The sequence below is a fragment of the Dolichospermum sp. UHCC 0260 genome, assembly GCF_009711985.1.
GTDB lineage: Bacteria > Cyanobacteriota > Cyanobacteriia > Cyanobacteriales > Nostocaceae > Dolichospermum > Dolichospermum lemmermannii.
This window is the reverse complement of the sequence record NZ_VIKZ01000019.1, coordinates 1-14,354: the sequence shown is the minus strand read 5'-3', so window position 1 is coordinate 14,354 and position 14,354 is coordinate 1. Positions and strand designations below refer to the sequence as shown.

The window sequence follows — 14,354 nt, the reverse complement described above, 5'->3', positions numbered from 1 at the left end:
ATTATTCTTTGCGTCTTTGCGCCTTTGCGTGAGAAAAAGAATTTAATCTAACACATTCAAACCCAAAGCCACAGCCCCCCACAAAGGTGCATCATCACCCAACAATGCCCGCACAATCTCAAAATTCACCTCTGGGAGTGCGGTTTCCCTAGCTACTTTCCGCACCACAGTCCAGAAATTATCCCCAGCTTTGGTGACACCACCACCTAAAACAAATCGTTGGGGATTCATCAAATTGGCTACATTACCAATACCGACTCCCAACGCCCAAGCACCCCGATATAATACCTCTTGTGCTATTTCATCTCCGTTGGCTGCTGCGGTACTAATGACTTTGCCTGTAAGTAAGTTGAGATCATTACCTGTCAAATACCTAAGTACGTCTCCCCTGACTTTGCCGTTAGCACTGAGTGGTTCTTTCTCCAGCATTTCCCGGGCATTTTGCGCCATGTAGGGACCCGAAGCTAAACGTTCTACACATCCCCGTTTTCCACATAAGCATAAGGGACCTCTAGGATCTACTACCATGTGTCCAATTTCTCCCGCCATGCCTAATGCACCCCGCCAAAGCTTGCCGTCAAGTATCCACCCTCCACCGACACCAGTGCTAATGGTAATATAAAATAGGCTATCATATCCTTGTCCAGCCCCAAAGCGATGTTCACCAACAGCAGCAACGTTAGCATCATTATCTATACTGACAGGTGTATAATAATCTTCTTCGAGTATTTGTTTGAGGGGAACATTTTCCCAGCCAGGAACGTGATGAGATAAGCGGACTAAGCCTGTGGTTGCATCTACTGGACCACCGAAGCTGACACCAATGGCATCCGGTTTCCTTCCTTTTAGCACGGAATCAATGAGCGATCGCATAATTTCTAAATCAGTCAAAGCATCACCATTTGCGGGTGAAAACCGTGATTCATGGTACAACCACTCCTTCGCACCACCCTTTACTGTTGCTGCTGCCAATTTTGTGCCACCAAAATCCAGAGCTAAAATTAATGTCATATAATTAAAAATAGGGAATTGACAAAACAACCATTCACCATTATTACTTAATCACAATTTTGTTGTAGTTCACGATGAAACCATCTTTACTGTCTTCATAAAAATATTTCTGTATTAATTATTCTTGTAACTTATGTATAATCTTATTTATTACATTTGTAAATCCAATGATACTTATGATCGGTTTTTGTTAGATTATGAATATTATTAATTTTTATGAAGGATAAATTAATGTAAAGATATATTTTTGTAGAATTTATTTAAGAAAATAGTTGCTTTAGCAATTGAGTTGGGTTAGAGTCAAAATACGTGATTAGATCAAAAGAAAGTTTGTAGCCTTTATATTTTTTTCACAATCAATTGAGAATATTTCGCAATATGGATAAATTTAGCTATAATTTAAAAGCTAGTGAATGTATGTCATTAAGTATACAGACAAAGGATCGGATTTTCTATTTAGATCATTTAGGGAAAAGTTTAAATCTCAGAATTCAGCGATTAAGACTAAGGATGAAGAATACTAATCGAAAAAGCGATAAATTAGCTCCAGATATTCTCGAAAATCTCCCTGTTAAATGTAAAAAAAATGATATTTTGAATTCTTAACATTTTGGGAAAGAGCATTTATTTAACCGGAAAGACTGGGAAAAATCAGAATTTGATAAAGTGTCTACCTAGATTTTTGTTAACAATTGTTCATAAAATATATATTTGAGTAAGTGTCAATGAATAATTTTTTTTGTGCTGATCATTCACGAGAAATACAAGAAGATGTTATTGGTAGTGCTACCAACCACCAAACCTATATATTAGTAGAATGTCCTACCCCTTGGGTTTCTGAAGCCTTTAATTCTAAATGGGTTCCAGATAATTTACGGATTTTGGTTGCAGATGTCAAACGTGCTAAATTATCAATTCATTTTCTATTAATTGCTAATGATGAAACACACAGGGAAGAACAAACAACTTTATTAATTTATCAGCAAGAAAAGGGATCAAGTAACGGATACCGAAAACAAGAATTTAAATTACCAAATATTGAACAAGTAGCAGGAGTAGTCAGGAAATGGTTAACTGGAGTCAGTGTTGATGATGAAATAGCATCCAATACCACAAGAGATATATTAGTTTGTACCCATGGTAGCCATGATCAATGTTGTGCAAAATATGGCAATCCTTTTTACTTTCATGCTCAAAATACCATCTTTGATTTACAGTTAAATCATCTCAGAATTTGGAGATCAAGTCACTTTGGTGGACATAGATTTGCACCCACAGCCATAGATTTTCCCCAAGGCAGATATTACGGAGTTCTGGATCAAGATACCTTTAAATCAATTCTTACCCAAACTGGAAATATAGAATGTTTAAATAAAGTTTATCGCGGTTGGGGAATCTTACCAAATCCCTTGCAAATTTTGGAAAGAGAACTCATGCTGCGTTTAGGTTGGGATTGGTTTAACTATAAAGTCACAGGGAAAATTCTGGAAAAAAGCCTAGATAATCAGACAATTTTAGGTGAGTTAAGTTTTGAACAACCTTCTGGAACTCTCTATACTTACCAGGCCAAACTTGTAAAAGATGATATAAAAACACAAACCCTCAAAGGTTCTTGTGATGCTTCAAGAGAGGTAGTATATGTGAAATATGCTGTATCTAATCTTTGGCTTGTAGCTAAAAAAGTAGCAACTTATAGCTAATATATATTAAGAGTCAGTCGTCAGTGGTCAGTAGGGGCGAAGCATTTGGAAGATAAATTATCGGTCATTGCCAAAAATAGTTCTCCAAATGCTTCGCCCGTACAGTTGTCAGTTGTCAAAAAGAAGAAAGAAGAAAGAAGAAGTTTTAATTGTGTCACCGCAACTTCTCAATACCCAGTGCAAGATATAAGATAAATTCTATGGAGTAGAAAAATCAAAAAATGTCTAACAACCGTTCTGGAATCTTTATTGGTGGTTTGATGTTAGGAGCAGCTATTGGCACTTTAGCAGGTTTATTAGTTGCTCCCCGCACAGGACGGGAAACCCGTAAACTTGTCAAAAAATCTGCCAATGCTATCCCCGAATTAGCAGAAGATATCACGACCAGCGTGCAAATTCAGGCAGATCGTCTTTCTAATAGCACCCTGCAAAACTGGGATGAAACTGTAGACAGACTGCGGGATGCGATCGCAGTTGGCATAGACGCTACCCAGCGCGAAAGCCAAAATTTAAACAAAAAAAATACTGTTGATGTCAGCAGCACCACAAACGATACTGATCCTTTGACCGAAAAACTAGAACGTTCATAAGTGGCATAACCGTGATTGATCCTTTGTTTTGGCTGGGACTATCCATCCTCCTAGTTGCTGCTAGTCTAACAGCCGTTTTGGTGGCAGCCATACCCGCTTTGCAGGAACTAGCCCATGCTGCTCGCAGTGCCGAAAAATTCTTTGATACCCTTTCACGGGAGTTGCCACCCACTCTCAACGCTATCCGCAACACCACCTTAGAAATAACCGAATTAACCGATGATGTTAGTGAAGGTGTTAAAAGTGCCGGTCAAGTTGTCAAACAATTTGATCAAAGTCTAGATACCGCCAAAAAACAAGCAGAAAATCTACAAATTAGCACCCGTAGTGTCTTCGTCGGCTTTAAAGCAGCTTGGACAAGCTTCGCTCGCAAAAAAAAACCAGGAGAAATGCGAAAACGCTGATCATTGAGAACGGGATTAAACACTGCCAAAACTGATCAACAGCGAGTAGTCACCAATTCCTAATTTCTCCATCAGATTTTGCTGAGATATCTAATATTAGAGTAAGGTAAAGAAGTGTAAAGAAGTATCACTTTTACATTAATCTTTGAAAAGCACTTTTTACATTCTCCCCTAGATAATAGTATAAGAACGTTCATGCACCTGTGTTTTTGGCGACGAATTTTAGTATCAATTGCCGTATTTGGCTTTATTGGCTCAATTTGGGCAATTAATTCTCCATCTGCCCTAGCTTATGAAAATCCCGATTTGCTACCCAGCTTTGTCACCCCAGTAGTAGATTTAGCAAAAACTCTCCCTGACCCCCAAGAAGAAAAGCTAGTTAAAGAATTAGAGCAGTTTGAAACTGATACTGGTTGGAAATTGCGCGTTTTAACCCAATACGACCGCACCCCAGGGAGAGCAGTAATCAAATATTGGGGTTTAGATGATAAAAGCATTCTCCTAGTAGCAGATGCTCGTGGTGGTAACATCCTCAGCTTTAGTGTTGGTGATGCCGTTTATGAATTCTTACCCCGCACCTTCTGGATTGAACTACAAACCCGCTTTGGTAACTTATACTTTGTCCGTGAAGAAGGAGAAGATCAAGCCATTCTCCAGGCTCTAAATTCAGTGAAAGGTTGCTTACTCAAAGGCGGTTGTAACGTCGTTCCTGGACTCCCTAGAGAACAATGGATACTCACCCTTGTTACCTCTGCTGTTGGGGGGATTATTTGTGGTTTTGCTGCCCAACCGCGCGGCGACAAAAAGATACTTGGTTGGCAATGGGCGTTAATTTTCTCACCTTTATGGGGAATATTATTTATTGCCTTCGGTATTGCTCCAGTTATTACCCGGACAAGCGATTGGTTGCCTCTCGTCCGCAATATTTCCGCTTTTGCCATTGGTGCTTTAGTAGCTTATTTATCCCCCGTGTTTAGTCGGACTTCCTCTAACGCTGAATCCTGAAAAGTTATAGGATACTGACTGGTAACTGGCAACTAGAAATAAATTCTGCCCAATTACTAATTGCCAATTACCAATCAACAAAGACTACGCACGGAAACTGATAAGCTAAAAACTAATATATTAAGAAGTTAAATAACAATGGAATGGCACGTAACTGATGCTCAAAGTTTGGCAATTATTGATACTGAAATTGGTGATCATATTTTTTCACCAGCAGAGTATGAAATCGTCCGCCGCGTAGTTTATGCTACAGCAGATTTAGAGTATAAATCCTTAATCCGGTTTTCAGAACAAGCATTACAAGCTGGAGCAGCCGCCCTAGTAGCACGTACTACCATTGTCGTAGATGCACCAATGGTACAAGCAGCCATAGCCCATGATATTCAAAATACATTTGCTAATCCAGTGTATTGCAGTATGGAAGCACTAACACGACCCCAAAAAGAAAAAACCCTTGCTGCTTGGGGGATTGAAACCCTAGCTAGGCGTTATCCAGAGGGAATATTTGTAGTTGGTCAAGCACAAACAGCATTAACTGCACTGGTTGAATTAATTGCAGCCGAAGAAATTAGACCCGCTTTAGTCATTGCTACCCCCGTAGGTTTTGCCAATTTAGAACCAGTAAAAGCACGATTACAAGAATCTCTAGTTCCTTACATCACTATTGAAGGTCGCAAGGGTAACGCTGTCGTAGCTGCTGCCATTGTTGACGGCTTAGTAGACTTGGCTTGGCAAGCCTATGGACAGGATAGAACTGGAGGGGGTTGAAGAGGTAGGGGAGGTTGGGGAGGTTGGGGAGGTTGGGGAGGTTGGGGAGGTTGGGGAGGTTGGGGAGGTTGGGAGAAGATTTTTACCAATCACCAATGACCAATCACCAATCACCAATGACCAATCACCAATCACCAATGACCAATCACCAATCACCAATCACCAATTACCAATTACCAATCACCAATTACCAATCACCAATTACCAATCACCAATCACCAATCACCAATCACCAATCACCAATCACCAATCACCAATCACCAATAGACATCTCCGGTAATTAAATGTGCGTGGTTTGAAACCCTTGTAGAGACGTTCTATAGAACGTCTCTACATTCATTTTCGGAGAGGTCTAATCACCAATCACCAATCACCAATCACCAATCACCAATCACCAATCACCAATCACCAATCACCAATCACCTACTTCCCTATGTCTTCGGTGAACGGCGGCGGGGTTTTCTTTCTTGGTTTGCACGCAAGCGGACACTAACTTCATTAAAAAAGTCTTTGCGGACATAAGGATAATCGCTTACCCATAGATCACGACTAGGAATATATATATCGCTGAATTCTTCAATTGTGCTTAAATCAGAACTATTTGACATAACCACCATTTCAGCTATTTGACCACGAGAAATGACTTTGTGGGCGTTGCGTAATGGGGCTTCAAACTCCACACTAAATCCTGTGTCGTCGCCTATTTCTAAGTTAATCCGCTTTTCACGGTTTTCGATGATGACTAACTCACCTTTGCCGTTAACGGTTTCCTGTTTGCCCATTAACTTATCTGTAATCCACCAGTCTAGCACTCGTCCCCGGAAAAAGCCACTGTATTTATAACGGCGGCATTTTCCATTGCGGATACTTGCTTGAAATACGGGATACCAAAGCCAAAAGAAAGCACCAAATACTCCAAAAAAGAAAATTAACCCAAATTCCAATCTAAACAAGAATTGTGCAAGCAATAGCACAGCTAAGGTAACTACAGAAATTAGTATCCGCTGCACAAAATTGCTTAACTTTCCCCAATAGTATTTATATTGTGGTCCAGAGGCAACCAGGGGAATGATTTGTTCAAATTTTTGGCGAGTTAGGGGAACGAGCATATTTTTGGCTTTTGGCTTGGAGATGGAAAAATCGCAATTTTCAAGGTAAGGATTCAGAATAGAGAATATGGAAGTCAAGATAATAATGGCTTTTGGAGTCAACTTTGATGAGGTTGAGAAAATTTCACTTCTCTCTATATTTATTTATTATTCTGACTCCTGACTCCTGACTCCTTGCTTTTAAAGTATTTTTTCTAATCCATATACTAATGACTTTAGCTGATTAACTTTGCGGATGGCTAATAATACTCCTGGCATATAACAGGCGCGATCGCTGGTATCATGACGTAAGGTGTAAATTTGCCCTGCTGCGCCGAAAATCACTTCTTGGTGGGCAATGAGTCCCGGTAAGCGGATACTATGAATTCTAATCCCTTCGTCTGCTAAACTGCCTCTAGCTCCGGCTATTTTCTCCGTTTCTTCCACAATAGCAGTGTTAAAGGTTTTACCCATTTCACCTAATAATTGGGCTGTTTGAATGGCTGTACCGCTGGGAGCATCTGCTTTTTGGTTATGATGGAGTTCGATAATTTCTACATGATCAAAATACTGGGAAGCTCTCACAGCGGCTTCTTGGAGTAGTACCATACCAATGGAAAAGTTAGGAATAATCAAACAACCGGTACTGGCTTTTTCGGCAAAATCAGCTAATTCTTCGAGTTGTGCGGGACTTAAACCTGTAGTTCCCACAACCGGACGAATTCCATAGGCGATCGCACTGCGAATATTATTATAAACTGCATCAGGATGGGTAAAATCAACTAATACCCCCGGTTGCATCTGTCTTTCTCCGGCCACATACCCTAACATTGGCTCTAATTGATTGGTAATTGGTACTTCCAGGGGTTCACTTAAACCCGCTAGTTCCCCCGCGTCTTTACCTTGATGTTCGGGAGTTGTGTCAATTGCACCCATTAAAATCAAATCAGACGCTTGGGCTACTGCTTTAATTACTTCACGTCCCATTTTACCAGCAGCACCGTTAACGATAACGGGAATAGAACCTTGATTGCTCATAGATTTAACAATTATTTTTAATTGAACAGAGAAATTGTCTCACAAATGCAAGTTTTATAAAATTGATTTGTTTTCGACTACGCAACCATCAATAGTAATTGATCTTGTCAAAAAAGTTAAGTAACAATATAATTATATTATTATAGATATGATTAAAATTATAGAAGCATTGCATTTCTTATCATAGGAACACTTGTATTATTTTATTTATGTCAACTTATAAATTTCTCCCCTATTAATTAGAACTTTTCCCGTCAATAAATCCTTCACAGTTGCTAATAAAATCCGTCGAGAATCTACCTCAAATAACACCGATATTCTATCCATTCCCGCTTCACCTAGTGGGTTAAGTTTTGCCACACAAACCTGTTGATTTTGATTATCTAGGGAACGGTAACTTTCTTGATGTTGGAGAGTGCTAGAAGTCATTCTTCCCGAAGCATCAAACGCAATTTCTGTTTGTGACATATCACCTAATTCACCAATATCTAAACGAATCTCTTTTTGTCCATTATTTGCAACTTGCAGATTTAACCATTCTTGACGTTGACAAGGATATTTTTCACCTTTGGTAAATAAGCGATGATAAATATAACTTTTGCTATAATTTTCCCATAAACGAATCGCGTAACTATGACGGAGAAAATCATCTATTTCGGTAATCTGCGTTATTGCTAATGCACCATGACATACAGCATCAAAGGGTTTATCTAATTTTACTTTATTTTTACCAAAATAGGAAATAATTAATTGTTGAACTGCGGGAATTAAACAACTTCCTCCTACTAACAAAACCTGTTCAATATCATTCTTAGAAATACCCTTTCTTAAAGCAGAAGCTAAAACTTCATCTAAAGCATCTCGTAACTGTTGTAAAAACTGTCTATATTCTAAAATCTCCTCTAATTTTTCACGATTAATTTTTAATTCATAAGACATAAAAGATTCATCATCAAACCAACTTTCAGCCACAGATTGATTTTTTGATAATTGAATTTTTAATCTTTCCGCAATTTCTAATAAATTTTGATAACCAATTTTCCCAACTTGTTCCGGGGTTAAATTTTGAGAATGTAAATAATCATCAACTATCCAAACATCAATATCTTCACCACCTACATAAGCTTCCGACTTAGCTAAAACCTCAGCGCGTAAACTGTTATTTTCATGAGAATTAGTCATAGTTTTAACCAAACTCAAATCGAGAGTTCCCCCACCAAAATCTACTACTAAAATTAACTTACCAGGGCGTTTTACAGCATATCCTAAAGCTGCTGCTGTAGATTCATCTATAACTGATACTTTTGGAACATTTAATTTTGTCCCCAAATCTCGAAACCAATCTAAATAACGTTCAAAAGCACCAACAGGAACAGTAAGAATTAAATGACTAGGTTGGATATTTTGCCTTTTTATTTCCGTCCAAATAGTTTGGATAAACAACTCAGAAACAGAAATAGCATTATAATTTATCCCATCAATTTGGATTGCTGGTGGTTGATAATCTCCAGCTAAATCGCGTTTAAACTTTTTAAATAATCTTTCAGGAGGATGACTTTGAGAAAGTCCTAATCTTTGACTTCTCACACCTTCACCTAATATGATATTATTACCTGATTTAATAAACATTAAACTAGGAATAACGGGATATTCTAATCTTTCACCTTGAGGATTGACACCCAAAAACAAACGGGATAAATTAGGAAAACGTAAACTTTTAGGTAATTGAGTATCAGCTTCTAAAATACTAATTACAGTATTACTTGTACCAAAATCAATTGCAATAGTTGTCATAATTCAAGTAGGTTGGGTTAAGCGAAGCGCAACCCAACAAAAATGATAGATAATTGATATCTTGATGTTGGGTGAAGACAGAATAAATATATTATCTAAAAAATTGTAAGCAGTAAATGTTGGGTTTCGTTCCTCAACCCAACCTACAAATTTATGAGTTTAAGTATTATTGAATCCTGGTGGAAGAGTGCGACTAACTTTTGCAGGATAGAGGATTGTATCACCATTTTGATAACCAATAAAACGAATATATACTAATTCCCCTTCTTGAATATCATCACTATCAGCTTGATGTAATTGGGGATTATAATTAACCTGTTTCCAAGTTTCACCAATAGCAGTATAACCCCAATTGGTAATTAAATTATCTAAAGATGTAAATAGGAAAGTTAGGTTTTTAGCAGGTAATTCAGGTTTAGCTAAAGCCATTTTTTTAACTGTGGGATAATTGCTGAGTAGAGTTTGTAATTGGGTAAAAGTTTCTTGTTGAAAATCAGTTTGTAATTGTTGAGATTGTTGTTTTAATTCCTCCCTGAGTCGTTGACATTGAATTTCTAAATCTTTGATTTTCTGTTCTGTGTCGGGAGAAGTTACAGGTTGATTATTAATAGATGTATTTTGATTATTTGCTGGGAATAAAAACCGCAGAATGATATAAACGATGATTACGAGAATTACAGCAAAAGCAACTTGATTAATTTGTTCTAGCATATTATTTGTTTATGTAGCTGGTTTGATTCTCGTTCCCAGTCTCCAGACTGGGAATGCAATCCTAGAGGTTCTACCTCTATTTTATCAGAAGAGGCAGAGCCTCTATACTGCATTCCTTGTCAGAGACAAGGAACGAGTATTTATGGTTTACTGCTGTTGTAAGGATTGATTTTCGGAAGTGGTAATTAACTCATCATCTTGATAATATTCCGGTAACAATTCCTGAGATTCTATTTCTCCCAAGGACTTTTCTAACCCTTTTGTTGTTTCCACACAACTAGAACCGATTGCATTTAAAACCCGTTCCACAATTTTACCATCTTTACCAATGCGATATTCAACTTTTTGATATTCAGCCATAATGATTTTTCCTTTTGTCCTCAGATCCCCGACTTCTTACCTTATTTAATCATTTATTGATAAAATCTTAAAAAGAAGTCGGGGATCTTATTTAAACCCATCTACCAACTAAAACCCGCACCGTACCATCCTCTAAAACTTCCTCTTCTTCCACACTAAAACCCTCAGTTTGTATGGTTTCCATCAAAGTTTTATGGGCGTACTTTTGACTAATATTATTAATAAACTCCTGCTGATTAATTTTCGCACCCCAAAAATCAGCCACTAACTCATAACCTTCTCCATTTTGACGAAAACCCAAATCATAACCATTAGATTGCTTAATCACATATTCAGCATTAATTGTATCACCCATATAACCCCGAACCTGAGTATTTTGTTCAACCTGATAACCCAACTCCTTTAATACTTGAAGCAAAACTTCACCCTGTTTAATTTGCACCTTGATAGTTGTAAAATGAGACATAAAAAATCAACTCCTATAAAAAATCTCTCCAAAACCTCTTCCCTCCGCGTCCTCCGCGCCTCTGCGGTTCGTTTTCTTTTATTATTTAATCCACCTCCAAAGGACCCAAACCCTGCTGCTGAGAATAAACCTTCAACTCCTCAATTAACAGCGTATCAACAGAAGCCGTTCTTGCGCCAGCTTCCGCAGCCCAGCGTTTTAAACTAGTAATTTGTTCCTTAGCAATAGCCGCCAAAGGAACAGTTTCCGACACCGCAGCTAAAATATCTTCAGTGTGAAAATCACGCCTATTACCATCAATTAAACTACCAAAAGCGCGGTGCATACCATCAATAATTACCTGTTGAATTTCCGCACCGCTAAAATTTTCGCTATGACTTGCAAGTTTCTGTAAATCAAAATCTCGCAGTCGGGAAGGACGGATTTTTTGCAAGTGGACCTTAAAAATATCATGGCGTTCTTTTTCCGTGGGTAAATTTAAAAAGAAAATTTCATCAAATCGCCCTTTCCTTAATAACTCCGCTGGTAATATTTGCACATTATTAGCAGTAGCCACCATAAACACCGGACTGGTTTTTTCTTGCATCCAGGTAATGAGTGTACCAAATACCCGGCGCGATGTGCCAGAGTCACCATCTGTACCACTATTAATATTACCAAATGCCTTATCTATTTCATCCATCCATAATACACAGGGTGATATTGCTTCTGCTAATTGTATCATTTGGCGAATGCGATTTTCACTTTCTCCGACTATGCCTCCAAATAATCTGCCCACGTCCAAACGTAACAATGGTAAACGCCATTCATGGGCGATAGTTTTGGCTGATAATGATTTTCCTGTTCCTTGGATTCCTACTAATAAAACGCCTTTGGGGTTGGGGATTCCATAACGTCGCGCTTCTTCGGTAAAAGCATCTTGACGCATTCGCACCCACTGTTTAAGATTTTCTAAACCACCGACATTTTTTAATGATTCATTGGCGGTGTAAAATTCTAAGATTCCGGTTTGGCGAACTGCTTGTTTTTTCTCTTCTAAAACTCTATCAATATCTGTTTCGTTGACTTGTCCTTTTGCTGCTAAAGCGGCGGCTAAAACTCTTCTAATTCTGGCGCGACTTAATCCTTGACAGGCTTTGATTAATTGTTCTTTTCCTAGTCCATTTAAGTTAAGTTTTTCGGGGACTATTAATTGATGAATTAAATAATCTATTTCTTGGATGTTGGGTAAGGGAAAATCAATTACTGTAATTTCTTCTTGTATTTCTGGAGGAATAATTAATGTATGACTGGTGAGAATGAGGGTTTGGCGTGTGCGTTTGAGTTGACGGGTGAGGTTTTTGATAGCCCGAATTACGGGAGCATTTTTTTCTGTTTCGGGGTTTTTGAGGATGAAATGGATGTCTCGCAATACAAAAATTGTGGTTGTATTTTCTGGGGTTTTGGTAATTCTTGATAATGCACCCATGACTGAACCTTTATCAGTTCCGTTGTCATCCCAACCGGTGACGATATCCCATAATAATAGTTGTCGTGGTGTCTGGGATATTTGGGTGAGTTGTTGGAGGACTTGTTCTATTGGTTCTTCTTCGACTCCGACTATAAGTAAGTAGACGAAAATAAATCAAAGTAGATTAAGTAATGTAAAAAATCTGGAGATGATTTCGTAGTAAGGGCTTCAGCCCTCAAATGAGGAATAAATTCCTCACTACAAACTTTGAATTATTCAAGCCGTTCTACTTATATAGTAGGGGATAGCGGGCGCGAAGCATTAAGTCTATTTGTTGGAGTAGTTGTTGATGGGGGTTATTCATTATGTATAAATAGGGGGGATAGTTGTTAGTTTATTGGGTTTTTTATTTCGCGCAAAGGTGCAAAGAATAATAAATGTCTGAATCAGGATAACCAGGATTTGAGGATGTACAGGATGTGATTGTTTGATTATTGGTTAGTTGTTGATGATTAGTATGGATAAAAGTGAATATTTATGAAGTGAGATGGAAGAATAAATATATGAATCTCATCTATCAACCATCAAATTACAATCCTGTCAATCCTTTAATCCTGGATATCCTGATTCAGACAAGAAATTTTTCTCACTATGCGAGAGAGATAAGACAAGAAAAGAGCAAGAGAGCAAAAGCGCATAGTGATACTAAGTCCTCGCCGCACCACTACATCCAACCCGAAAACCAATAGCGAGGCTGTTGCTATCGAGGAGGAGGCTTTTGCCGCGATAAGTAGAACGGCAGGCATCAGGACGGTCGTACCAGCAACCGCCGCGCCTCAGATATTCATCACTACTCGACATATTATTTAACCATGCGCTTCCATCTGTAGGCGCACCTTTATAGTTACTATGCCAATTATCTTGACACCACTCCGATACATTGCCGTGCATATCATATAATCCAAAATTGTTAGTTACTCCAAAGCTGCCTACTACTGTTGTAATTCCTTCAATCCCATTGCCATAAATATAACTATCGTTCCCAACGCCATAAGTATAACTATCGTTACCATTATCGTAATGATAGTTAGCCAAATGCGTTGTAATTGTCTCTCCAAAGTGAAATGGTGTGGTAGTTCCGGCTCTACAAGCATATTCCCATTCAGCTTCACTAGGTAATCTGTAGGTTTTTCCTGTTCTTTCGCTTAACAGTTTACAGAATTTAACCGCATCATTCCAACTAACGCATTCAACAGGGCGATTACTACCTTTAAAAAAAGAAGGGTTAGTTCCCATAATAGCTTGATATTGTGCCTGTGTTACTGGATATTTTCCCATAAAGAAACTAGGAACTGTCACTTGATGCTGGGGACTTTCATTATCACTTCTTCCCTCTTCATTTTCCGGTGAACCCATCATAAAAGTACCACCAGGAATTACAGCCATTTCCAAGGTAACACCATTACCCAAATCTTCCATAAAATATCTAGCTATACGCGGCTGACGGTGAATAATAAATTGATATTCGCCGATTTCATATTGAAATTCGCCGACTTTATCGGATTTGAAGATAAATTCGTCAAATTCGTCGTCAAATTCGTCGTCAAATTCGTCGACGACTGTGACTACTTCGATTTGTTCTAGTTTTAAACCTTCTAGATTAGGCTTTTGTAATATTTGCTTAATTCTTGTTTCTGTTCTAGAATTTAATATTAAATAAGCCGCATTTTGAATATCCCAAGATTTATCTTTTAAACCTGCAATTACTAAATCTAAACCCTGTTCTCCATAATTCAATGCTTGCTCAAGTGCAGCAATTCTCACCTTTGCATCTGGATTTTGTAACCGCAATTTTACCCCTTCAATACCACCTAAAACCGCCGCACCTTCTAGTGATGGACTATTACCACCAAGCACAGCATCGTATTCTCGCGGTTGTTGTGGATGATTCATGATTCGTTAATCGTTC

The 14,354-nt window shown here is 38.3% G+C and carries 15 protein-coding genes and 1 pseudogene; 7 read left to right on the top strand and 9 right to left on the bottom strand.

The genetic code is table 11. The features are described from left to right. Nucleotides 1-42: 42 nt before the first annotated feature. A complete protein-coding gene (locus FJR08_RS09500) occupies nucleotides 43-1,011 on the bottom strand; it encodes an ROK family protein (RefSeq protein WP_168633004.1) in 969 nt (322 codons plus the stop codon). Nucleotides 1,012-1,736: 725 nt separating this feature from the next. Here FJR08_RS09500 and FJR08_RS09495 point away from each other — a divergent pair. From FJR08_RS09495 to FJR08_RS09465, 7 genes and pseudogenes are all read left to right on the top strand, one after another. After that, nucleotides 1,737-2,711, top strand: a complete 975-nt coding sequence (locus tag FJR08_RS09495) for a sucrase ferredoxin (protein WP_015079044.1) — start codon at nucleotides 1,737-1,739, stop codon at nucleotides 2,709-2,711. Between the two features lie 45 nt (nucleotides 2,712-2,756). Next, entirely contained in the window at nucleotides 2,757-2,906 is a 150-nt protein-coding gene (locus FJR08_RS09490; protein ID WP_174783049.1) for a hypothetical protein, read from the top strand. Nucleotides 2,907-2,932: 26 nt separating this feature from the next. Further along, nucleotides 2,933-3,301 (top strand): YtxH domain-containing protein, encoded by a 369-nt coding sequence (locus tag FJR08_RS09485; RefSeq protein ID WP_168633003.1) that lies wholly within the window; start codon nucleotides 2,933-2,935, stop codon nucleotides 3,299-3,301. Nucleotides 3,302-3,312: 11 nt separating this feature from the next. Further along, nucleotides 3,313-3,678 (top strand): annotated as a pseudogene (locus FJR08_RS09480) (hypothetical protein); the annotation flags it as partial. Between the two features lie 222 nt (nucleotides 3,679-3,900). Beyond that, nucleotides 3,901-4,710 (top strand): TPM domain-containing protein, encoded by an 810-nt coding sequence (locus tag FJR08_RS09475; protein ID WP_148760737.1) that lies wholly within the window; start codon nucleotides 3,901-3,903, stop codon nucleotides 4,708-4,710. Nucleotides 4,711-4,848: 138 nt separating this feature from the next. Beyond that, nucleotides 4,849-5,478 (top strand): precorrin-8X methylmutase, encoded by a 630-nt coding sequence (locus FJR08_RS09470; protein ID WP_015079049.1) that lies wholly within the window; start codon nucleotides 4,849-4,851, stop codon nucleotides 5,476-5,478. 95 nt (nucleotides 5,479-5,573) lie between these two features. Next, nucleotides 5,574-5,762, top strand: coding sequence for a hypothetical protein (locus FJR08_RS09465; protein ID WP_168633001.1), 189 nt, complete (start codon nucleotides 5,574-5,576; stop codon nucleotides 5,760-5,762). A 147-nt stretch (nucleotides 5,763-5,909) separates the two neighbouring features. On the opposite strand, the gene FJR08_RS09460 is transcribed toward FJR08_RS09465, so the two are convergent. From FJR08_RS09460 to FJR08_RS24235, 8 genes are all read right to left on the bottom strand, one after another. Beyond that, nucleotides 5,910-6,587 carry a phosphate ABC transporter permease gene (locus FJR08_RS09460; protein WP_148766782.1) on the bottom strand — a complete coding sequence of 226 codons (678 nt, stop codon included), beginning with the start codon at nucleotides 6,585-6,587 and terminating at the stop codon, nucleotides 5,910-5,912. Nucleotides 6,588-6,767: 180 nt separating this feature from the next. Beyond that, a complete protein-coding gene (gene dapB, locus FJR08_RS09455) occupies nucleotides 6,768-7,604 on the bottom strand; it encodes a 4-hydroxy-tetrahydrodipicolinate reductase (protein WP_168633000.1) in 837 nt (278 codons plus the stop codon). A gap of 207 nt (nucleotides 7,605-7,811) precedes the next feature. Continuing rightward, a complete protein-coding gene (locus tag FJR08_RS09450) occupies nucleotides 7,812-9,398 on the bottom strand; it encodes an Hsp70 family protein (RefSeq protein WP_168632999.1) in 1,587 nt (528 codons plus the stop codon). Between the two features lie 159 nt (nucleotides 9,399-9,557). After that, on the bottom strand, nucleotides 9,558-10,109 hold the full coding sequence (locus FJR08_RS09445; RefSeq protein ID WP_168632998.1) for a nucleotide exchange factor GrpE: 552 nt from the start codon (nucleotides 10,107-10,109) through the stop codon (nucleotides 9,558-9,560). A gap of 147 nt (nucleotides 10,110-10,256) precedes the next feature. Next, entirely contained in the window at nucleotides 10,257-10,469 is a 213-nt protein-coding gene (locus FJR08_RS09440; RefSeq protein ID WP_015079055.1) for a DUF2997 domain-containing protein, read from the bottom strand. A gap of 91 nt (nucleotides 10,470-10,560) precedes the next feature. Further along, nucleotides 10,561-10,935, bottom strand: coding sequence for a DUF1257 domain-containing protein (locus FJR08_RS09435; protein WP_168632997.1), 375 nt, complete (start codon nucleotides 10,933-10,935; stop codon nucleotides 10,561-10,563). Between the two features lie 85 nt (nucleotides 10,936-11,020). Further along, nucleotides 11,021-12,403, bottom strand: a complete 1,383-nt coding sequence (locus tag FJR08_RS09430) for an AAA family ATPase (protein WP_254435725.1) — start codon at nucleotides 12,401-12,403, stop codon at nucleotides 11,021-11,023. A 687-nt stretch (nucleotides 12,404-13,090) separates the two neighbouring features. Further along, the gene (locus FJR08_RS24235) at nucleotides 13,091-14,338 is read right to left on the bottom strand and encodes an SUMF1/EgtB/PvdO family nonheme iron enzyme (protein ID WP_168632996.1); all 1,248 of its coding nucleotides are present in this window, start codon (nucleotides 14,336-14,338) and stop codon (nucleotides 13,091-13,093) included. Between the last annotated feature and the right edge of the window lie 16 nt (nucleotides 14,339-14,354).